The 21,038-nt window shown below is 60.5% G+C and carries 18 protein-coding genes; 7 read left to right on the top strand and 11 right to left on the bottom strand.

Translation table 11 applies throughout. The features are described from left to right. Positions 1 to 1,143: FAD-binding oxidoreductase (locus IG629_RS05600; protein ID WP_193170975.1), on the top strand; the 1,143-nt coding region annotated here is incomplete at its 5' end. Positions 1,144 to 1,177: 34 nt separating this feature from the next. Here IG629_RS05600 and adhP read toward each other — a convergent pair. The 10 genes from adhP to IG629_RS05550 all read right to left on the bottom strand — a co-directional run bounded on the left by adhP (position 1,178) and on the right by IG629_RS05550 (position 13,248). Continuing rightward, on the bottom strand, positions 1,178 to 2,194 hold the full coding sequence (gene adhP / locus IG629_RS05595; protein ID WP_193170974.1) for an alcohol dehydrogenase AdhP: 1,017 nt from the start codon (positions 2,192 to 2,194) through the stop codon (positions 1,178 to 1,180). 134 nt (positions 2,195 to 2,328) lie between these two features. After that, positions 2,329 to 3,159 carry a carbohydrate ABC transporter permease gene (locus tag IG629_RS05590; RefSeq protein ID WP_193170973.1) on the bottom strand — a complete coding sequence of 277 codons (831 nt, stop codon included), beginning with the start codon at positions 3,157 to 3,159 and terminating at the stop codon, positions 2,329 to 2,331. Then, complete coding sequence (locus tag IG629_RS05585; RefSeq protein WP_193170972.1) at positions 3,156 to 4,037, bottom strand: carbohydrate ABC transporter permease; 882 nt, start codon at positions 4,035 to 4,037, stop codon at positions 3,156 to 3,158. Before IG629_RS05585 ends, IG629_RS05590 begins: the two co-directional genes overlap by 4 nt. Positions 4,038 to 4,110: 73 nt before the next feature. Beyond that, positions 4,111 to 5,397, bottom strand: a complete 1,287-nt coding sequence (locus IG629_RS05580) for an ABC transporter substrate-binding protein (RefSeq protein ID WP_193170971.1) — start codon at positions 5,395 to 5,397, stop codon at positions 4,111 to 4,113. A 101-nt stretch (positions 5,398 to 5,498) separates the two neighbouring features. After that, positions 5,499 to 6,581, bottom strand: a complete 1,083-nt coding sequence (locus IG629_RS05575; RefSeq protein WP_193170970.1) for an ABC transporter ATP-binding protein — start codon at positions 6,579 to 6,581, stop codon at positions 5,499 to 5,501. Continuing rightward, positions 6,578 to 7,408, bottom strand: a complete 831-nt coding sequence (locus IG629_RS05570; protein WP_319025018.1) for a DeoR/GlpR family DNA-binding transcription regulator — start codon at positions 7,406 to 7,408, stop codon at positions 6,578 to 6,580. Before IG629_RS05570 ends, IG629_RS05575 begins: the two co-directional genes overlap by 4 nt. 207 nt (positions 7,409 to 7,615) lie before the next feature. Continuing rightward, entirely contained in the window at positions 7,616 to 10,279 is a 2,664-nt protein-coding gene (locus IG629_RS05565; RefSeq protein WP_193170969.1) for a TRAP transporter large permease subunit, read from the bottom strand. Between the two features lie 23 nt (positions 10,280 to 10,302). Then, positions 10,303 to 11,361, bottom strand: a complete 1,059-nt coding sequence (locus tag IG629_RS05560; RefSeq protein WP_193170968.1) for a TRAP transporter small permease subunit — start codon at positions 11,359 to 11,361, stop codon at positions 10,303 to 10,305. A 74-nt stretch (positions 11,362 to 11,435) separates the two neighbouring features. Beyond that, entirely contained in the window at positions 11,436 to 12,542 is a 1,107-nt protein-coding gene (locus IG629_RS05555) for a TRAP transporter substrate-binding protein (RefSeq protein ID WP_193170967.1), read from the bottom strand. Between the two features lie 256 nt (positions 12,543 to 12,798). After that, the gene (locus IG629_RS05550) at positions 12,799 to 13,248 is read right to left on the bottom strand and encodes an Lrp/AsnC family transcriptional regulator (RefSeq protein WP_193170966.1); all 450 of its coding nucleotides are present in this window, start codon (positions 13,246 to 13,248) and stop codon (positions 12,799 to 12,801) included. A gap of 201 nt (positions 13,249 to 13,449) precedes the next feature. Here IG629_RS05550 and cysG point away from each other — a divergent pair, with 201 nt between their 5' ends. The 6 genes from cysG (at position 13,450) to preA (ending at position 20,231) form a co-directional block, all read left to right on the top strand. Then, complete coding sequence (gene cysG, locus IG629_RS05545; RefSeq protein ID WP_193170965.1) at positions 13,450 to 14,865, top strand: siroheme synthase CysG; 1,416 nt, start codon at positions 13,450 to 13,452, stop codon at positions 14,863 to 14,865. 12 nt (positions 14,866 to 14,877) lie between these two features. After that, complete coding sequence (locus IG629_RS05540) at positions 14,878 to 15,183, top strand: DUF2849 domain-containing protein (protein WP_051284594.1); 306 nt, start codon at positions 14,878 to 14,880, stop codon at positions 15,181 to 15,183. Between the two features lie 4 nt (positions 15,184 to 15,187). Next, entirely contained in the window at positions 15,188 to 16,843 is a 1,656-nt protein-coding gene (locus IG629_RS05535) for a nitrite/sulfite reductase (RefSeq protein ID WP_193170964.1), read from the top strand. Beyond that, positions 16,830 to 17,393, top strand: coding sequence for a DUF934 domain-containing protein (locus IG629_RS05530; protein ID WP_193170963.1), 564 nt, complete (start codon positions 16,830 to 16,832; stop codon positions 17,391 to 17,393). Before IG629_RS05535 ends, IG629_RS05530 begins: the two co-directional genes overlap by 14 nt. 172 nt (positions 17,394 to 17,565) lie before the next feature. After that, positions 17,566 to 18,906: an NAD(P)-dependent oxidoreductase gene (locus IG629_RS05525; RefSeq protein WP_193170962.1), complete on the top strand. Its 1,341-nt coding sequence runs from the start codon at positions 17,566 to 17,568 to the stop codon at positions 18,904 to 18,906. 20 nt (positions 18,907 to 18,926) lie between these two features. Continuing rightward, positions 18,927 to 20,231 carry an NAD-dependent dihydropyrimidine dehydrogenase subunit PreA gene (preA, locus tag IG629_RS05520; RefSeq protein WP_193170961.1) on the top strand — a complete coding sequence of 435 codons (1,305 nt, stop codon included), beginning with the start codon at positions 18,927 to 18,929 and terminating at the stop codon, positions 20,229 to 20,231. A gap of 150 nt (positions 20,232 to 20,381) precedes the next feature. On the opposite strand, the gene IG629_RS05515 is transcribed toward preA, so the two are convergent. Beyond that, positions 20,382 to 21,017, bottom strand: a complete 636-nt coding sequence (locus IG629_RS05515) for a TetR family transcriptional regulator C-terminal domain-containing protein (protein WP_028465261.1) — start codon at positions 21,015 to 21,017, stop codon at positions 20,382 to 20,384. Positions 21,018 to 21,038: the final 21 nt, after the last annotated feature.

The following is a 21,038-nucleotide window of genomic DNA, read 5'->3' as shown; positions in this document are numbered from 1 at the left end:
ACCGACCGTCTGACGGCCGTGCGCTCTCTTGACCCAGAGAATTACGCGATGATCGCGGAAGCAGGCTGCGTTATCCAGAACATGCAGGCGGTTGCAGCGGACGCGGGGCGGCTGTTCCCGCTCTCGCTCTCGTCGGAAGGCTCCAGCACGATTGGCGGCACGCTCTCCACCAATGCCGGGGGCAATAACACGATAAAATACGGCAACACCCGGGAGCAGATCCTCGGTATCGAGGCGGTGCTGCCGGACGGCTCCGTGTTCGACGGGCTGGAAACGCTGCGCAAGAACAATACCGGCTATGACATGAAGCAGATGTTCATTGGCGCCGAAGGCACATTGGGGATCGTCACTGCTGCGGCTTTCCGTTTGATGCCGCTGCCGCGCGTGCGTGAGACCGCGATGCTGGCAGTACCATCTCCGCATGAGGCACAGCATCTGCTGGCGAGCGCGCGCGAGCTATCCGGCGACACGATCCTCGCCTTCGAGATCATGCCACGTGCAGCTTTCGACTTGGTGCTGAAGCACATCGAGGGGATCACCGATCCGCTGTCCGCTTCGTCTCCCTGGTATGTGCTGCTGGAGATGGCGACACCGTCCCCGCTGGACGATCTCCGCGCCAAGCTGGAAGCAATCTTTGAAGAGGCGATGGAGAACGGCTGGGTGACCGACGGTGTAATCGCCGAGAGCGAAGGGCAGCGCCGGGATCTGTGGCGGATTCGGGAAGAGCAGGCAGAAGCCGGACGCCGTGACGGTCGCCCGCGTATGGCCGGCGATATCTCGGTCCCTGTTTCCAAGGTGGCGACCTTCATCGATCAGTCGCAGGCCGCTTTAAGCGCGTATGTGCCGGGGCTGACTTTCAACTGCTTCGGCCATATGGGCGACGGGAATATCCATTACACGGCCCGGAAGCCGGCAAGCATGAGCGACGAGGAATGGGAGGTTAAGCAGCCCGGTCTCTCCGAGCGCATGTACGAAAGCACGGTCGCGCTTGGCGGCAGTATCTCCGCCGAGCACGGGATAGGCTCGGAAAAGCTTCCGTATCTGGTCAAATACGGCTCGCCCTCGAAAATCGCCCTCATGCAGGCGGTCAAGAAGGCGATCGACCCGAAGGGGATCATGAATCCGGGCAAGGTTGTGCCCTGACCCCTTCAGGTCCGGTCGCGCTTGCTCCCGTGACTTAGATTTCCATCACGATCCGGCCATCGATCTTGCCTTTTTCCATGCGCGAGAAGATCGAGTTGATGTCGTCGAGCGTTTCGGTGGTGAAATGCGCCGCGACCTTGTCTTCCGCGGCGAAATCGAGCGCCTCAGCGAGGTCGTTCCGGGTGCCGACGATTGAGCCGCGAATGGTCTTGCGGGTCAGAACCACGTCGAAGATCGGCAGCTCGAATCCGCCCGGCGGCAACCCGACAAGACTCATGGTGCCGCCCCGCGCCAGCATGCCGAGCCCCTGGGAGAAGGAAGAGGTGGAGACGGCAGTTACAAGCACACCTTCGACGCCGCCGCCGCTCTGTGCTTCGGCAACCGGATCTGTCGTTGCTGCATTGATCACCTGATCCGCACCGAGCTTCTTGGCCAGTGCGAGCTTTTCATCGGCGATATCGACCGCGATGACATGCAGGCCCATGGCCTTCGCATATTGCACGGCCATGTGCCCCAACCCGCCGATGCCCAGAATTGCGACCGTGCTGCCCGGTTTAGCTTCGGTTTCCTTGAGGCCCTTGTAGACGGTGACGCCGGCGCACAGCAGCGGTGCTGCGGGCGCGAAGGAGAGGGCGTTCGGCAAGCGGCCGACATAATTCGGATCGGCCAGGACGTATTCTGCAAAGCCGCCATTGACTGAATAGCCCGTGTTCTGCTGATCGATGCACAATGTCTCCCAGCCGCCGCAGCAATGGCGGCAATGACCACAGGCGGTGTGCAGCCACGGCACGCCCACACGGTCGCCTTCCTTGATGCCGGTAACGTCCTGTCCGACTTCGGCAACGATACCGACGCCCTCATGTCCCGGAATGAAAGGCGGATTGGGTCTTACGGGCCAGTCGCCTTTCGCCGCGTGCAGGTCTGTATGACAAACGCCCGACGCCTCGATTTTCACGACGATTTTGCCGCGGGACACTTCCGGCTTTTCCACCGCCCGGATGTCCAGTGGTTTTCCGAACTGGGTGACGACAGCAGCTTTCATAGTGGCCATGATCGGTTCTCCTGTTTCCGGACGACTGTCCGAGGAAAAGTTTACACGCTAACCATACCCGAATAATTCTACGGCACCTCGTGCGCTGACACGCGACATTTTAGCTTGCCCTCGGTTTGCGCGGCTGTCCGCCTTCACTTGATCCCGGCCCGCATGAAACTCTGAACGAACTGCCGTTGGAAGAGCAGGAAGGCGATCAGTAGTGGGCCGGAGGTCATTAGCGTTGCGGCGGTGATGACGGCCCAGTCGATGCCTTGGTCGGTCGAGGCGAAGACGCTGAGGCCGACCGTCACGGGCCGTGTCTCGACCGAATTTGTGATGATCAAGGGCCACAGGAAGTTGTTCCAGTGGTGGCTGACCGAGACCAGCCCGTAGGCGAGGTAGGTCGGCTTGGCCAGCGGCACATAGACTTTCATCAGAATGGTGAAGAACCCGGCACCCTCGACCCGGGCGGCATCGTCCAGCTCTTTCGGGATGGTCTTGAAGGTCTGCCGCAGCAGGAAGATGCCGAAGCCGGACGCCATGTAGGGCAGGCCGATGGCGAGGATGGTGTCGACCAGACCGAGAAACCGCATGGTCCGGTAATTCTCGACGATCAGAATATCCGGCATCACCAGAAGCTGCAGCAGCACCAGCACGAAGACGGTGTCCCGCCCGCGGAATTCGAACCGGGCAAAGGCGAAGGCGGCAAGGGTGCAGAGCACGAACTGGCCGATCAGGATCGACGTCACCAGCAACACTGTATTGAGGAAATAGCGGGCGAAGGGGGCGGCGTTCCAGGCGGCGACGAAATTCTCCAGCGTCAGTGGTGCTGTCAGCACGAACCGGGTGGAGAATTCGGTCGGGTGAAACGCTGTCCAGACGGCGTAGATCAGCGGGGCGAACCAGACGAGGGCGAGTGCCCATGCGGCTGTTGTGTTCAGCGCCCGGTCATAGTCGAAGCGGAAGGCTCTGGCGGCACTCATCGGTAATGCACCCGTTTGTCGAGAAGCAGGAACTGGCCGATGGCCACGGTGAACAGGATCAGCAGCAGAACGACCGTCAGGGTCGAGGCATAGGCCGTGTCCCAGAACCGGAATGCGGTCTCGTAGATATAGAACAACAGCAGCGAGCTGGCATTGTCCGGGCCGCCTTCCGTCATGATGAAGATATGGTCGACCAGCCGGAACGAGTTGATGATCGCGTTCACAGAAACGAACAGGGTGGTCGGCATAAGCAGCGGGAAGGTGACGCGGCGGAAGAAGTACCAGCGACCGGCCCCCTCGATCGCAGCGGCTTCCCTGAGGGAGGTGGGGATGGTCTGAAGCGCGGCCAGATAGAAGATCATGAAGAAACCGGCTTCCTTCCAGATCGCCACCACGATGACGGCATTCAGCGCGCTTTCCGGATCGCCGAGCCAGTTCTGCTGCGCGAAACCGAAGGCGCCGCGGATCTGGTCGATCAGGCCGAAGCCGGGCGTGTAGAAAAACATCCAGATATTGGCGACAGCGATCAGCGGCAGCACGGTCGGGGTGAAATAGGCCATCCGAACGAAGGACCGGCCCTTCAGCTTGCTATCGACCCAGAGCGCCATGGCGATGGCAATCCCGATCGAAAGCGGGATGGTGGCAAGCGCGTACCAGAGATTGTTGACCAGCACGGTCCAGAACGTGTCGTCCGCGATCAGCGTTTCGTAATTCTCAAGGCCGACGAACTTCGCCGAACGTTTGCCGCGCGGAGTGGAGAAGAAACTGTGGAAGAGGGTGACAGCAGCGGGATAGTGGGTGAAGGCAATCAGCAGGATCATGGCCGGGCTCAGGAACAGCCAGGCATGAATCCAGGTTCTTTTTGCTGTGGGGCCCATGGCGCGCGGTGCTTTCGGTGGTCGAAAAAAAGACCGGGGGGGGGCCCAACCCCCCCCGCCGGGTCCCGAAGTTTTAGCGGTAGTCCTTGAGGATCTTGTCCGCCTTCTGCTGCGCATCGTTCATTGCTTCTTCCGGCGAGGATTTGCCGGTAATGGCGGCTTCGAGACCGTCATTGAAGATGCTCGTGATACGCTGGTTCTGGTAGGTGGAGAGCTCGGCAACCGCATATTCGAGCTGGTTGCGGGCGACCAGTGCCGGCGGGAAGTCGGCGACATAGGCCTTCATCTCGGCGGTTTCCCAGGCGTCGGCGCGCGGCGCGACATAACCGGTCGCGATGGACCATTTGGCGGCCTGCTTCGGAGCGGTGATCCACTTGATGAAGTCAAGCGAGGCCGCTTTCTGCGCGTCTGTGGAGTCTTTGAAGATGTAGAAGTTCCCGCCACCGGTCGGCGCGCCGCGGCGCTTGTTGGCCGGAAGCATGGCCACACCGAAATCGAACGGCGCGTTGGTCCGGACGTTCGTCAGGTTGCCGGTGGAGGTCCACATGATGGCGGACTCGCCCTCGAAAAAGGCCTTCGGGGTGGCGCCCCACTCGATGATGCCCGGTGCCATGACTTCATGCTTGGTGCTGAGGTCGACGAGATACTGCAGGGCTTCGATCACTTTCGGATCGGCGAAGTTGGTCTTGTTGCCGTCGCTGTTGGCCAGGATGACGTCGTTCTGGGTCGTCAGACCCTGGAACAGCCAGTAGGGGAAGCCGGAGCTCGGGATGCGCACGCCCCACTGGGTCACGTTGCCGGAGGCGTCCTTGACGGTCAGCTTCTTGCCGAACTCGACCAGTTCCTTCCAGGTCGCCGGAGGGGTGTTTGGGTCGAGACCGGCTTTCTTGAAGGCTTCCTTGTTCCAGTACATCACCGGAGTGGAGCGCTGGAACGGAATGCCGTAGGTCTTGCCGCCAGTCTGGCTGTTTTCCATGAAGGCGGGATAGAAGGCTTTCAGCCAGGCCTTGTCTTCGTCGGTCTTGATCAGATCGTCGAATGCGACAATGGCTTCTTCCTCGATCAGGGTGAACATGTCGACCGACAGGATCACAGACAGCTGCGGCGGTTGACCGCCGCGCGCTGCCGTCAGTGCCTTGGTGACGGTGTTCTGGTAGCTGCCGGCGTAGACGGCGTCGATCTTTACGTCCGGGTTGGCCGCGGCATATTCACTGGTCAGGGCTTCAATCGTGTCCGCTGCCTTGCCGCCGACGGCGACCGGGAAGAAGAACTGCAGGTCAACGGCCTGGGCCGTGCCGGCGAGGGAGAGCGACATCGCGGCCGCGACGGCGCCGATCCCAAGTTTTTTCGTGAAGTGCATCGCTTTCAAGTCCTCTCGTCTGAACTGATTGCCGAACGGATCCCGTCCGGCATGCTCCGGGGCCCTACGGGGTGGGCTCCAATTCCTGGCCGGTGCTCGCGCTATGCGTCCGCACCGATCAGGAGATCGTCCCGCCGCCTGCCAGAGGCGGCTTCGAAAAGGTGAACGGCGTCGCGCGGCCAGGAGAGGCCGACATCGGCGCCTGTCTTGAGATTGTCGGCATTCCGGGCGCGCACGGTCAGACGCTCGCTGCCGATGCGGCAATCGACCAGCGTATCGGCGCCGAGATATTCGACAGTCTCAACCGTCGCCCGGCACGGACTGCTCGCGCTGAAACTGATTTCCTCCGGCCGAATGCCGATAGACACGGGCGTCTGGGGCTTGCCGGAAAATATGGGAGCCGTGGTTCCTGCATTCTGCCCATGGAAACGGGCATCGTTGCCGTTCCAGTCAAGCGCGAGCACGTTCATCGGCGGTGTGCCGATAAAGCGCCCTGCGAAGCTTGTGGCAGGCTTACGGTAGGTTTCCGCCGGTGTGGCGTTCTGCTCGATCCGGCCGTCTTTCAGCAGGATGATGCGGTCCGCCATACCCATGGCCTCGGCCTGATCATGTGTGACGTAAACCATGGTCATGCCGAGTTTGCGCTGCAGGGCGCGGATCTCCACCCGCATCTCGTGCCGCAGCTTGGCGTCCAGGTTCGAGAGAGGTTCGTCCATCAGGCAGACGGGTTTCTCGGCGATGATCGCCCGCCCGAGCGCAACCCTCTGCTGCTGGCCGCCGGAAAGCTGGTTGGGACGCCGATCGAGTAGGGCGGAGAGCCCGATCAATTCGGCCACACGTTCGAGCCGATGTTGCTGGTCGCGCGTGCTTATTTTGCGGACCTTGAGACCGAACAGGATGTTCTCGGCGACGGTCAGGTGCGGAAACAGCGCATAGGACTGGAAAACCATCGACAGATCCCGCTCTGCCGGAGGCAGCGCGGTAACATCCTTGCCGCCAATGGTGATGGTTCCGGCGCTGGCGCTCTCCAGACCCGAGATCAATCTCAGGATGGTGGATTTCCCGCATCCCGACGGACCAAGGAGGACCGCAAACGAGCCGGGTTCAACGTCAAAAGAGACGTCGTCGACAGCTGTCGCCGTATCCCAGCGTTTTGTCAGTCCCTTAACGGAAATTCCGGTCATTCCCCGGCTTCCGCGAGATCGGGCAGAAGGGCGAGTGCGGCTGCGTCGTTACCGTCGGTAATCAACTCATGTCCGGCATCGCGGATCATGGCGCTGATTTCCTCGGGTGGCTCGCCATCACAGAAAACCAGTTCGGGATCGGAGATATGGCCGCCGCGCACATAGGCCGCGCGTCCGAATTTTGTGTGATCGAGAACCACGATCTTGGTCCGGCAGTTCTGACTGATGGTCTCGCGCGCCCGGATTTCATCTTCGGTGAAGTCCAGCAGGCTGCCGTCCGCATCCACACCGCCGACACCGAAAAGGCCGAAGTCGACCTTGTAGGCGGAGAAGAACTGTTCGACCTGCTGGCCAAGCACATCGCGTCCCTCGGACCGGATACGCCCGCCAGCGATGGTGACTTCGAAGGTCGGGTTGGCGCTCGCTGTCAGTGCTGCGGCGATATTGTTGGTGACGATCCGCAATCCGGTGTGGGAGCGCAGGGCGCGTACGACCATCTCCGGAGTTGTACCGATGCTGACGGCAATCGAGGCGCCATCGGGGATGCGGGCTGCCACGGCACTGGCGATCCGAGCCTTGGCCCCTGCGTTCAGGATCATGCGCTGGTCGAAATCGATGTTCGTGTTCGGAGAGGGCAGTTCCACCCCGCCATGCCGGCGGCGCAGCAAACCGCTGTCACAAAGCTGGTTCACATCCCGCCGGATGGTCTGTTCGGTAACGGCAAACCGGTCCGCGAGATCGATGATGGACTGATAACCGGCGGCCCGCACCAGTTCGGTGATTTCGGCCCGGCGCTTGGAAGCGTTCGAAGAAATGTTGGGAGCCACTGACTTGCCTTCGCATGAGGTGTTCAAATGAATGCGAGGCGAAAGCTAGAGGCGATCTGTTGCGGAAATACTGTTCGTTTTATGACGGTTCGATAACGGTCTGTGTGCGTTCGAACGTGTTGCGGCTAACCGACACGGTCTCTGGAAAAGAAAAAGCCGGGGAACACTAGGTTCCCCGGCTTTCGTTCGAACCCTTGCGGGAGCGTTCTAGAAGTGAAGCGAGATGTCCACGTGATCGGACTGGCACGCGGCGACATCCAGTGCCGCGTCGCGCGGCAGGCGGTCTTGCAGACGCAGGCCAATCGTATTGCGGATGGCGGCGTCATACTCGCCCAGCTTGGCGCCGATCGACTGCTTCGCCGTCTGACGCCAGGTCACTTCCTCATCGTACAGCGCCTTGGCTTTCTGGAGCTCACCCAATGCCTTTTCAGGGTCGGGCGACTTGCCTTTGATGGCTCGGCGTACCTTGCTGACCGCGGAGCGGATGGAGCCCGCTTCGACGATGCGGCCGATCTTTGCTTCGACCTCCTTGATTGCCTCTTCGGCCTGCTTGGGCTCGAGATCGGTCACCGCTTGTGCAAGTGCATCGATATCGGCGGAAAGCGCAGCCAGCGCATCGGCGTCCTGGATCGTTGCCCGGAGCACCTGGATCGGCTCGTAAGCTGAGTCCACAGTTCTCCGATAGCTCAGGCGTGCCTTCTTCTCCGAGGCAAGAACCTTGGTGAAGGCTTTGTGGTCCGCCTCCCAGTTTGCGGGGATTTCACTCTCCAGTTCGGCCTTTTCGGCAGCGAGGCGTTCGATCTTGGCCATGGCTTTCTCGATCTGGCCCGGCTTCGCATCTTTCTGCCGCTTCAGGCTGCTGACTTCCTGCTCAAGAGCTTCGATTTCATCAGCATGCTTGCCGATATCCCGCTGGATGGTGCGGACGGAGACGTGCAGCGGTCTGTAATCCACTGCGGCAGCCTCGATAGCGGCAGTTGCAGCGAAGGCCTCATCCAGTGCGGAGAAAGACTTTTCCGCCGAAGCAAAGCTCTTCTCGAGATCTTTCTGCACAGATTTCGGCAGATTCGTAATATCCCAGGTTTTCGCATCGGTAATAGCGGCCCGGATATCGCCACCCGTCTCGGAGAATGTCGCGAAGACATAATCTTCGACACAGGCCTGCAGCCGGGGATTCTTCGGCGGCGGCGCGCTTTCCGAGGTGAGGGACATCCTGTTCGGCAGGTAGTTCACCAGTTGCGGTGCGATCCCGACAATGAAGAGGGCGAAAAGCTGCAAGCAGATGAACGGGATCACGCCTTTGTACATCGACAGCGTCTTGACCGCAGCCGGTGCGACACCGCGCAGATAGAAAAGCGCGAAGCCGAAAGGCGGTGTCAGGAACGAGGTCTGGATGTTCATGCCGATCATGACGCCGAGCCATACCGCCGTGATGTTGGCGGAGGGATCTGCAAGTAGGATCGGGGCGACGATCGGAACCACGACCACGGCGATCTCGATGAAGTCGAGGAAGAAACCGAGGACGAAGATCACGGCCATGACGATGATGAACTGGGCCCAGAACCCGCCAGGCAGGCCGGTGAGGAATTCACGCACCAGTTCTTCGCCGCCGAAGGCCCGGAAGGCCGCCGTCAGCATCGCAGCGCCGAGCAGAATGATGAAGACCAGAGCCGAGGTTTTGGCCGTCTCCACCATCACACCGCGCAGGGTGTCGTCAATGTGGTAGGTGCGGATGCCGCTCCAGATGATGCCGGCGAGGAACATGGCGACGGCGATAACGGCGATCACGACCGCCAGTGTATCGGCCGACGTCTGCACATTCCTGATATTGATCGGATGAATGCTGTTCAGCACCAGGATGACGATGAGTGATGTCATCGCCAGAATGGCAGGATAGAAGGCGCCCCTACGTCCGTCATAGAGCCTGTAACCGGCCATGACCATGGCACCGACAGCGCCGATTGCGCCAGCCTGGTTGACGGTCGCGATGCCGGTGATGATGGATCCGAGGACGACAAAAATCAGTGTCAGCGGCGGAATCAGCGCAAGCAGGACGTTTGCCACGAACTTGCGGTCGTATTTGCCTTCGAACGGAACGGACGGCGCGATCTTCGGCTTAAAGAACGCGACGATCAGGATGTAGGCCATATAGAGGCCGACAAGGACGAGACCCGGCAACAGGGCGCCCATGAACATGTCACCGGCGCTGGTCGAGCCGACACCGAAGGAGCTCGGCATGGAGAATTCGCCGGTTGTTTCCTTGAAGTAGGCTTTCCGGGCCATGCCTGCCTGGTCGACCGCGCTCGATAGCTGATCGGCGAGAATGATCAGGACGATGGAGGGCGGGATGATCTGCCCGAGCGTCCCGGACGCGGCGATCGTGCCGGTCGCGAGCGAATGTGAGTAGTTGTTTCGCAGCATCGCCGGCAGGGAAATCAGTCCCATCGCAACCACGGTTGCGCCAACGATACCGGTCGTTGCCGCGAGCAGTGCGCCCACGAACACGACGGAGATACCAAGACCGCCCCGGATCGGGCCGAACAGCTGCGCCATGGCGACCAGAAGGTCTTCCGCGATTTTCGAGCGCTGAAGCATGATGCCCATGAAGACAAAAAGCGGGATCGCTATGAGTGTGTCCCGTTCGACTTCCCAGTAAACGCCCCGGAAGTTTGTCACGCCAGCTGTCAGCCAGTTGACGGGCCCGCCCTGTGCAAAATAGGCAGCGGCATCACCGGCGAATATCTCGCCGGAAAGGGCCGCCAGGCCAATGGTGATGATTGCGGAGCCCGGAAGCGCGAATGCAACCGGAAAACCGGATGCAAGAGCGCCGGCCATGAGCACGACAAGCAGGAGGAGGAATACGAGTTCCATCGGTCAGGTTCGCTTTTCAGGTCTTAATGTGCGGAGGACCCGCCGATTTCGCGTCGGCCGGGCTCGTCTCGATAATCGGCGAGGCTTTCCAGAATGTAGCTGGCAAACTGGATCATCATGGTGACGGCGAAGATTCCGAGGAAACTGGCCATCAGGTATTTGACATACATGCCGAAGCCGGACTGGGACACTTCGAAGCTCAGCAGCGGGCTGTTGATGATTGCCGACTTGCTCCACATGCCAATGGTCATGACGGTGACGCAAAGCGACATGCCGAGCAGTAGCGATCCCCAAATATTGATCAGTCCCCTGATACGGCTCGTGAGCGCCGCGTAGAACACATCCACCCGGACGTGGCCGTCTTCGTACAGCGTGTAGGCGCTGGCAAAGAGGAAGAGGGCGCCATACCAGAAACGGACGAGGTCACCCTGGAACGCCTGCTCGTAGGAGAAGATGAACCGGCTGAGCACGATCCCCAGCTCCGCGGCCACCACAAGGAGCGCGAGCCAGGTGAAGCCGAGCGAGCGGGTGAAGCAGGCCACCAGCGCACCAACCAGCACCAGCGGGATGTGGACATAGGAGCCGCGAAACTGGGAGCGGCCAAGAGCGGTTGCCATTTCGTCGCCGAGTATCGTCGGCAGGAGTCCCTCAACGCGGAGGAAGGAAATGATCATGTCTGCAAGGCCGACAAAGATCACGGCCCAGAAGGCCGCGCGTACGATATAGGCGGCAATGTCCACCATGACCTTTGAGTCTAGGCGCAGGGGCCTGTCTGGGGTGCGCTTGGTATAGAGCGCAGCGCCGACGATGCAGGCGAGGTAGCTCGCGGCCTGGAGCCAGCCAAGGAGCTGCGCGCTGCTGTCCAGCGGCTTCTTCAGACTGCTCGGACCGAAGATCGCCAGATGGTCGACGAGCGTCAGAAAGCCGGGCCAATCCAGCCAGAAGATCAGGTAATTGTTGACGATGAACATCAGGGTCAGAGCAACGCTTGCCCAGCAAAATGTGCGGGTCAATGCGGATACAGGCGTCTGATAGCTCGCGCCGACAGGGGGAAACCCGGTGACGTTGGTTGATTCGGACATTTCTTGAAATCTCTTATAAGACCGAGGCGGGATTCAGGAACCCCGCCTCGGCACGCGTTAGGAAAACGCTGAGTTTAGAGGCCAAGCACCCGGTTGCGCTTCTGGGAGTAGCCGATGTCGGCAAGCTTCAGCCAGCCACCAGCTGCGCTGCGGGCCTTCTCGAAGCTCTCGTGAACGCGGAGCGCGAGATCGCTGTGCGCCTTCGTTTCCTCGAACACTTCCTGGGCAGCTCCACCGAACGCGTCATAGACGTCGTCGTTGAATTCCTTGACGACAACACCCTGCTCGTCAACGAGCTTGCGGAGGTATTCACCGTTCTTGGCGTTATATTCGGCCATCATCCAGTCGTTGGTCTGGTGAGCAACGGCGGTGATGAGAGCCTGATCGGCTTTGCTCAGGGTACCCCACCAGGAGGCGTTCATGCCGAGGGAATCGTACCCGCCCGGCTCATGCATGCCCGGGAAGTAGTAGTACTTGGTGGCTTCGTAGAACTTCATCGCATAATCGTTCCACGGGCCAACCCATTCCGTTGCCTCGATGGCGCCGGAAACAAGGTTTTCATAGATCTGGCCGCCCGGCAGGGAAACCGGAGAGGCGCCCAGCTTGGCCATGACGTCGCCGCCGAGGCCCGGGATACGCATCTTCAGGCCCTTGAGGTCGTCGGCGCTGTTGATTTCCTTGTTGAACCAGCCGCCCATCTGCACGCCGGTGTTACCAGCCGGAAGGCACTTGAGGCCATATTCGCCGGCCAACTCGTCCCACAGTTCCTGACCACCCATGTGATGGATCCAGGCGCCCATTTCACTGGCGGTGAGGCCGAACGGAACGGACGTGAAGTACGCCCAGGCCGGATGCTTGCCTTTCCAGTAGTAATCGGCGGCGTGATAGGCCTGCGCGTTACCGGAAGCGACTTCGTCGAACGAGTCGAATGCACCGACACGCTCGCCAGCGGCGAAATACTGAACCTGAATGCGGCCGTCGGAAACATCTCCGAGGCGCTTGGCCATCAGCTGGGCGTTGGTGCCGAGACCCGGGAAATCGCGACCCCAGGTCGAGACGATCACCATCTCGATGCGCTCTTGTGCAAGGGCCGGTTTCGGGAAGGACGATGCTGCGGCAACGGTAGCAGCACCGCCAACGCCAGCAAGCCCAGCCTTAGTGATAAAATCGCGACGTTTCATTGTTGAAGCTCCCTAGATATTTTGTTTCGTTCAACGGTGCGAATTGGATCGCAGAGTGAAGCCACTGACGGACCACTATACAAGTGCCTATTCGCAGCTCGCGGAAATTAGTGCGTTCGAAATTTCAATTTGGCAACCATTCTTCACCACGATTGCCGCAATGCGGTATAAATTTGCTCAAGTGCCCCTCCCCAGAGTTAGAAAATATCAATTTCGAGATTTTATAACTCGAAATATGGTCGAATCAGGGCGGGCCTCAAACGGGCAACGCGGTCGTTTCCTTGATGGTCTCCATGGAGAAGCGTGAGGTGACCTCACTAAGCGCCGTCAGTTCCACAAGCTTCTTGTAGAATAAATCGAAACTCTTCATGTCGGGAACGACAACTTTCAGCATGTAATCCACTTCACCGGCCATACGGTGAAATTCGAGGACTTCCGGCATGCCCTGGACGGTCTCGGCGAAGGATTTCAGCCAGTCTCCCGAATGTTCTCCCGTCTTGATGCTCACGAATACGGTGAGGCCGTATCCAAGCTTGTCCGCATCCAGCACGGCCACCTGGCGCTTGATCAATCCTTCTGCCTGCATGCGGTTGATGCGCTTCCAGCACGGCGATGCGGAAAGCCCGACAGTGCGGGCAATATCCGAGACGGAGATGCTGCTGTCTTCCTGCAGGAGCCGCAGGATCTTCCGGTCCATGTCATCCATTCTCAAATTTCCTGTTTTGTGACAGCCGTGTTCTCTGCGTGCTGCGTATGGGAACAATATTTTCTTTTTAGTGGGGTCATATTGTCGATTTGGGAAAAATAATGATATTTCAGGAGCGTTGAGAGTTCAATAGCTCTCCGAGCCCGGCAACGGGAACGCGGTCGATTTCCTGATCAGGTTTCTCCAGGCGGACAGCCACCGATGAAGTATTTTCCGATATTCGCCGATCTTGCCGATCAGCATGTGCTCCTGGTCGGCGGCAATGAAGACACGGCGCGCAAGTTGCGTCTGCTGCTGAAGACAGAAGCGGTCATTCGTGTGGTGTCGACGAAGCCTAATGTCGAGATTGAGGCGGAGGCCGCTGCCGGGCGCATTGAGCTGCACCGGCGCGGATTCGAGCCGCACGATCTGGACAATGTCCGTCTGGCTATTGTCGGCGATGCCGAGGACTTTGCCGTCGATGGTCTGGCGCGTGAGATCCGTAATACTGGCATCCCGACGAATGTCGTAGACCGTCCGGATCTCTCCACTTTCATTATCCCTGGCATCGTGGACCGCGACCCGATTGTGGTCGCCATAGGCAGCGAAGGCTCGGCACCGGTTATGGTGCGTCGCATCCGTGAGCGGATCGAGCGGTCCTTGCCGGTTCGGCTCGGCGCGTTGGCACGGTTTGCCCAGAGTTTTCGCGGTGCCGTCATGTCCGCCATTTCGGATGGCGGCGAGCGCCGCCTGTTCTGGGAGACTGTGTTCGACGGCACCGTTGCCAATGACGTGCTCGCCGGCAGGGAAGCTGCCGGGCGGGAAGCCATGTTGCGACTGGTCAATGGTTCTCGGAGTCAGCGCGGCGGCGCATCGGGCAGTGTTGCCCTTGTCGGCGCCGGTCCCGGCGACCCGGATCTTCTGACCCTGAAGGCGCTGCGCCTGATGCAGGATGCGGATGTGATCGTGCATGACGCGCTGATCGGCCCAACCATGCTGGATTATGTCCGGCGGGATTCTATCCGGATCGATGTCGGCAAGCGGGCAGGGCAGCATTCCTATAGTCAGGACGATATCAACGCTCTGCTGGCCGAGCATGCCGAAGCCGGCAGTCGCGTTGTGCGGCTGAAGGGCGGGGATCCGTTCATCTTCGGCCGGGGCGGCGAGGAGCTGGCTTATCTGAAAGAGCGCGGCCTTTCCGTCGAGATCGTGCCCGGTGTGACTGCGGCTCTTGGCGCGGCATCCGCTGCAGGACTGCCGCTGACCCATCGCGATCATGCCAATCGCCTGACCATTCTGACCGGGCATGACCGGAACGGTGTGACCGAGTTCGACAGCCATGTGCTGGCCGACACCAAGGGCACCGTCGTCATCTATATGGGCCTCGGCGCGGCGCCTCGGATCATGGAGGCGGCGCTTGCTGCCGGCCGAACGCCGGATACGCCGGTTGCCGTGATCGAAAAGGCGACCCTGCCGGACCAACGCATTCTGAAAACGACCCTGGCCGATCTCGCCGGGATGGTCGATGCGCGGCAGATTTCCGCTCCCGCGCTGATCGTTCTCGGTGATGTGGCCGCGCTTGCCGAAGGTGAAATTTTTGAGGCCGTGGCCCCCGAGGGCCGGCGCCTCGCCGTATAGGAACAGAAGAGAATGAAAGTGACGACCAAGGTCATGACCGCCAACCGTCTGGGTGACGGCGCCGTTGTTTATCTCGCCGAAGACAATGATTGGGTTCTGGCGCTCCACGATGCGGAAGTTGCCGACGGTGACGAGGCAGCAGCCGTCCTTGAGGCGCGTGCCGCTGCGTCAGCCGCCCGGCAGGAGGTCGTGAGCACCTATCTGTTCGCCGTATCCGTTTCCGAAACCGGCATTGCACCGGTCAGCCAGCGCGAAATCATCCGCGCGGCCGGGCCGACCGTCGGCACCGACCTTCCCGCAACCACTCCATTGGTTTGACGCGATGTATACCTATAACGAATTCGATCACGCCTTCGTCCGGGACCGCACCGCGGAATTCCGGGATCAGGTTGCGCGCCGGATCGCCGGCGAGCTGACCGAGGACGAGTTCAAGCCGCTGCGCCTGATGAACGGCCTCTATCTGCAGCTTCATGCCTATATGCTGCGGGTCGCGATCCCCTATGGCACGCTATCCGCCGCGCAGATGCGCCAGCTCGGCTATATCGCCCGGCGCTGGGACCGCAACTGGGGGCATTTCACCACCCGGCAGAACATCCAGTACAACTGGACCAAGCTGGACGATGTGCCGAATATTCTGGACGCACTCGCCGATGTCGAGATGCATGCGATCCAGACCAGCGGCAACTGCATCCGTAACGTCACGGCCGACCAGTTCGCCGGCGTTGCCGCCGACGAGATCGAGGATTCCCGTGTCTGGGCCGAGATCATGCGGCAATGGTCCACGCTGCATCCGGAATTCACCTTCCTGCCGCGCAAGTTCAAGATCGCCATCACCGGCTCCGAGCATGACCGGGCGGCTGTGAAGCTGCACGATATCGGCCTGCGCATGCGCCGAAACGATGCCGGTGAAGTCGGCTTCGAGGTGATCGTCGGGGGGGGGCAGGGCCGCACGCCCATCGTCGGCGAGACGATCCGCGAGTTCCTGCCGAAGCAGCACCTGCTGTCGTATCTGGAGGCGATCCTGCGGACCTATAACCTGCTCGGCCGCCGGGACAATCTCTACAAGGCCCGGATCAAGATCCTGGTCGCCGCCGTCGGCATCGAGAAATTCGCCGAGATGGTCGAGGAGGAGTGGCTGGAGATCAAGGACAGCGCGCTGACGCTGGACGCCGGGAAGATCGCGGAGATCGAACAGCATTTCGCGCCGCCGACCTATGAGACCATCGCGGAGCCGGTCGCGCCGTACGATGCCGCACGCTTTACCGATCCGGCCTTCGCGGCCTGGACCCGGACCAATCTCTTCCCGCACAAGCAGCCGGGCTACACCATTGTTACGGTGTCCCTGAAGCCTGCGGGCGGGGTGCCGGGCGATGCCACGGCGGAGCAGATGGAAGTGCTGGCCGATCTGGCGGAGAAATACTCGCTCGGCGAGCTGCGCATCGCGCACGAGCAGAACGTGGTGCTGCCCTATGTCCGCAAGCAGGATCTGCACACGCTCTGGCAGGCCCTTGGCGAGCATGGTCTGGCGGATGCCAATATAGGCCTGATCACGGACATCATTTCCTGTCCCGGGCTGGATTACTGCAACCTGGCAAATGCCCGGGCGATTCCGATCGCACAGCGCCTTAGCCGGCACTTCTCCGATCCGGCGCTGCAATCCGAGATCGGCCCGATCACGCTGAACATCTCCGGCTGCATTAATGCCTGCGGGCATCATCATGTCGGCAATATCGGCATCCTCGGTGTCGATAAGAAGGGCGTCGAGCATTACCAGATCACCATTGGCGGTATCGCGGACGAGAATGCCGCTGTGGGCAAGATTCTCGGCCCGTCCTTCCCGGCCGAAGGCGTTGTGGACGCCATCGACACCCTGATCGGGACGTTCCGCAAAATCCGCACCGAAGGCGAGACCTTCATCGACACGGTGTCCCGTGTCGGCATTAACCCCTTCAAGGAGACTCTCTATGCCAATCATTAAGAGTGGCCGTATCCAGGAAGATATCTGGGTTTCGCTTACGGATCGGGACGCTGAAACGCTTGGCCGGGACACGCCGGTGCAGGTCAGTCTCGAGGAATGGAAGGCGGGCCGCGAAACACTAATCGCAAATTTCGACCGGCGCGCCGTCCGGCTGGAAAACGCCGATGACGTTGAGGATATCCGCGAGGATCTGGCAGATATCGACACGGTGATCCTGTTCTTCCCGAAATTCAATGATGGCCGGGCCTTCTCCCAAGCGCGTTTGCTGCGGGATCGTTTTGGCTTCAAGGGTGAAATCCGGGCGACCGGTCATGTCATTCAGGACCAGTTCCTGTTCCTTCAGCGCTGCGGCGTCGATGCGGTCGAGGTCGCTGATGAAAAACTGCTGGAGGCCTGGATGCGGGCGAACCGCCGTTTCAAGGGCTACTATCAGCCGGCGCTCGATGTCGTCGAAGGCACCTGCCAGGACAAGGCCGAGACTGCCCCGTCCGGTCACGGCGGCGCATACGGCCGTGTCGAGCCCGCCGTGCTGGCAAGCTGGGCTTACTGACCGTCTGATTGTCCGGTTTTATGAGCAAGTCAAAAAATCGCCGGGGAGGGTGACCTTCCCGGCGATTTTTTATGCCTGGCAACCGCGTCTTCAGTTTGACGGCGTCTCAAATTTTTGATCAGATAGTAAAAAACGAGTGCAAATGCACCGTGGCTTCTGAACTGGAGAGACTATGCCGTCTGATATCCGTGGGGACAGATTGTCCCCGGCGGAGGTCGAGTCGAATTTCGCCGATCTCCATCCGTTGCTCAGCAAACACGAAGCTGTTGTCGAGGCTGACCGCTGTTATTTCTGCCATGACGCGCCCTGCGTCACGGCATGCCCGACAGGCATCGATATACCGCTCTTTATCCGCCAGATCCTGACCGACAATCCGTCCGGGTCGGCCAAGACGATCCTGAGCGAGAACATTCTCGGCGGCATGTGTGCCCGGGTTTGCCCGACGGAGACCCTGTGCGAGCAGGCCTGCGTGCGGGAGATAGAACACAAACCGGTGCGGATCGGAGAGCTGCAGCGTTATGCCACCGATCACCTGATGGAAAAGGGCGCTCAGCCTTTTGAACGCGCAGCCCTGACCGGCAAGACGATTGCCGTTGTCGGTGCCGGCCCTGCAGGGCTTTCCTGTGCCCATCGGCTTGCCATGCTGGGGCATGAGGTCACGATCTTCGAGGCGAAGGAAAAGGGTGGCGGGCTCAACGAGTACGGTATTGCGGCCTACAAGGCGGTCGATGAGTTCGCCCAGAAAGAGCTCGATTTCGTGCTGTCCATCGGCGGAGTTGAATTGAAAAACGGCATGGCGCTTGGGCGGGACGTAACGCTCGACAGTCTGGTCGCCGATTTCGATGCTGTCTTCCTGGGCCTTGGCCTCGGGGCTACCAATGGGCTCGGCGTTGACGGCGAGGCGCTCGACGGCGTTGCCGATGCGGTCGATTTCATCGAGGATCTGCGGCAGGCACCGGCGATGGAGAAAGTCGCTGTCGGTAGCAATGTTGTCGTCATCGGCGGCGGCATGACGGCGATTGATGCGGCCGTTCAGTCCAAGCTGCTGGGCGCGGACGAGGTGACGCTGGTTTATCGTCGCGGTGCAGATCGGATGAATGCCAGCCCATACGAGCAGTCGCTCGCCAAGGAGAAGGGCGTTGTGCTGCGGCACTGGGCGCGGCCGGAAAAGATCGAAGCGGGGCCGGATGGCAAGGTTGGCTCGATCAGTTTTGCCCGGACGAAAGACGAGGGCGGAAAACTCGCCGACACTGGCGCGCAGTTCACGCTCGAGGCGGACATGGTGCTGAAAGCCATCGGCCAGACCTTTGTACCGGTGCCGCTTCAGGGCAGTGCGGTCGAGGTTGCGCTGGAGGCTGGACGGATCAAGGCCGGGGACGACCGGCGCACCAGTCATCCGAAAATCTGGGCGGGGGGCGATGCGGTTGCCGGCGGTGAGGATCTCACCGTTGCGGCCGTTGAAGACGGCAAGCAAGCCGCGCTTTCCATCCATAACGCGCTGACAGGCGCGTAAGCCGGATCGGGAGAGAGATCATGGCAAATCTGCAGACGAATTTCCTCGGTATCAAATCCCCAAACCCCTTCTGGCTCGCCTCGGCACCGCCGACCGACCGGGAAGTAAACGTCACACGCGCCTTCAAGGCGGGCTGGGGCGGTGTGGTCTGGAAGACGCTCGGAGAGGATCCGCATGTCGTCAATGTGAACGGGCCTCGCTACGGAGCGATCCATTCCAACGACCGCCGTCTGATCGGCCTCAACAATATCGAGCTGATCACGGATCGGCCGCTGGAGGTCAATCTCCGCGAGATCAAGGCGGTGAAAAAGGCGTGGCCAGATCGGGCCATTGTCGTCTCGCTGATGGTGCCGTGCGAGGAGGAGGCTTGGAAGAAGATCCTGCCGCTGGTCGAAGATACCGGCGCCGACGGGATCGAGCTTAATTTCGGCTGCCCGCACGGCATGTCCGAGCGTGGCATGGGCGCGGCCGTCGGTCAGGTGCCGGAATATGTCGAGATGGTCGCGCGCTGGTGCAAGCAGAACACGCGCATGCCGGTGATCGTGAAACTGACACCAAACATCACCGATGTTCGTCAGCCTGCCCGGGCCGCCAAAAACGGCGGAGCGGATGCGGTATCGCTGATCAATACGATCAATTCAGTGATGGGCGTCGATCTCGATATCATGGCGCCGAGCCCGCATATTGACGGCAAGGGCACACATGGCGGCTATTGCGGCCCAGCCGTAAAGCCGATTGCCATGAGCATGGTCTCCGAGATCGCTCGCGATCCGGAGACACAGGGCCTGCCGATCTCTGCTATCGGCGGCATCACCACCTGGCGGGACGCGGCGGAATTCATGGCGCTCGGCGCCGGTACGGTACAGGTCTGCACCGCTGCCATGACCTACGGCTTCAAGATCGTCGAGGAGATGAAACTGGGGCTGTCGGACTGGATGGACGAGAAGGGTTACACGTCCGTCGATCAGTTCGTCGGCATGGCGGTTCCGAACGTCACCGACTGGCAGTATCTGAACCTCAATTACGTAGTGAAGGCGAAGATCGATCAGGAGTCCTGCATCAAGTGCGGGCGTTGCCATATCGTCTGCGAGGACACGTCCCACCAGGCGATCTGGGCGGAAAAGGACGGGCAGCGGCATTTTGAAGTCAACGACACGGAATGCGTCGGCTGCAATCTCTGCGTCAGCGTCTGCCCGGTTGAGAACTGCATCACCATGGAGCAGCAGACGGATGGCGTGGATGCCCGCACCGGCCAGCCGATCAATCCGGAATACGGCAATTGGACAACCCACCCGAACAACCCGATGCGGGTCGCGGCGGAGTAGGCTGGGGCCGTGTTCGCACCGATTTTTTCACCGTCATCCCCACGAAAGTGGGGACCTAGGGAAGACAGGCGAAACTCTACGATCTCTGGGTCCTCGCGTGCGCGGGGATGACGGTTATTATTAAAGATTACATGATGATAGGGGGTGTTGTTAACGCGGCTTCAAGCCGTTGAATAGCACGGTGAACAGCGTTCTCTCGGCGCCTTCGAACCGCTTGTCGCGGGTGCCCGGCTCGGTGCCTTCGAGGGCGTCCATCTGGGTTTCGAAATCGGCGTAATGCTGGGTCGAGGCCCAGATCATGTAGATCAGGTGCAGTGGGTCGACCGGTGCCATCTTACCGTCGGCGATCCAAGTCCGGATGGCCTTCGACTTGGTTTCGACAAGATCCTTGAGGGGGCCTTTGAGGGTGTCCTCTAGCAGGGGGGCACCCTGCAGGATCTCGTTGGCGAAAAGGCGGGAGGCTTTCGGGTTGATCCGGGCATGGGCCAGTTTGGCGGAGATATAGGCGCCGAGTTCGGAGGCCGGGTCGCCTTGCGGATCGAGTTTGGCGAAGGGGGTCAGCCAGTCATCCAGGGTTTCCTGCAGGACTGTCTGATACAGTTCCTGCTTGGTGCGGAAATAGTACAGCATGTTGGGTTTGGACATGCCCGCTGCTGCGGCGATCTGGTCCAGTGTGGTGCCGCGATAGCCTGAGCGGGAGAACATATCGAGCGCGGCCTTCAGGATGCGCTCGCGGTTTTCCTGCTGAATTCTTGTGCGGCGGCCATTTTCCGATGTCACAGCCATTGGTTCAATCCGGCATGTTAA

Origin of the sequence: Nisaea nitritireducens (genome assembly GCF_014904795.1) — a bacterium.
In the GTDB taxonomy this organism is placed as follows: Bacteria; Pseudomonadota; Alphaproteobacteria; order Thalassobaculales; family Thalassobaculaceae; genus Nisaea; species Nisaea nitritireducens.
This window is presented reverse-complemented; position numbering and strand designations above follow the sequence as displayed.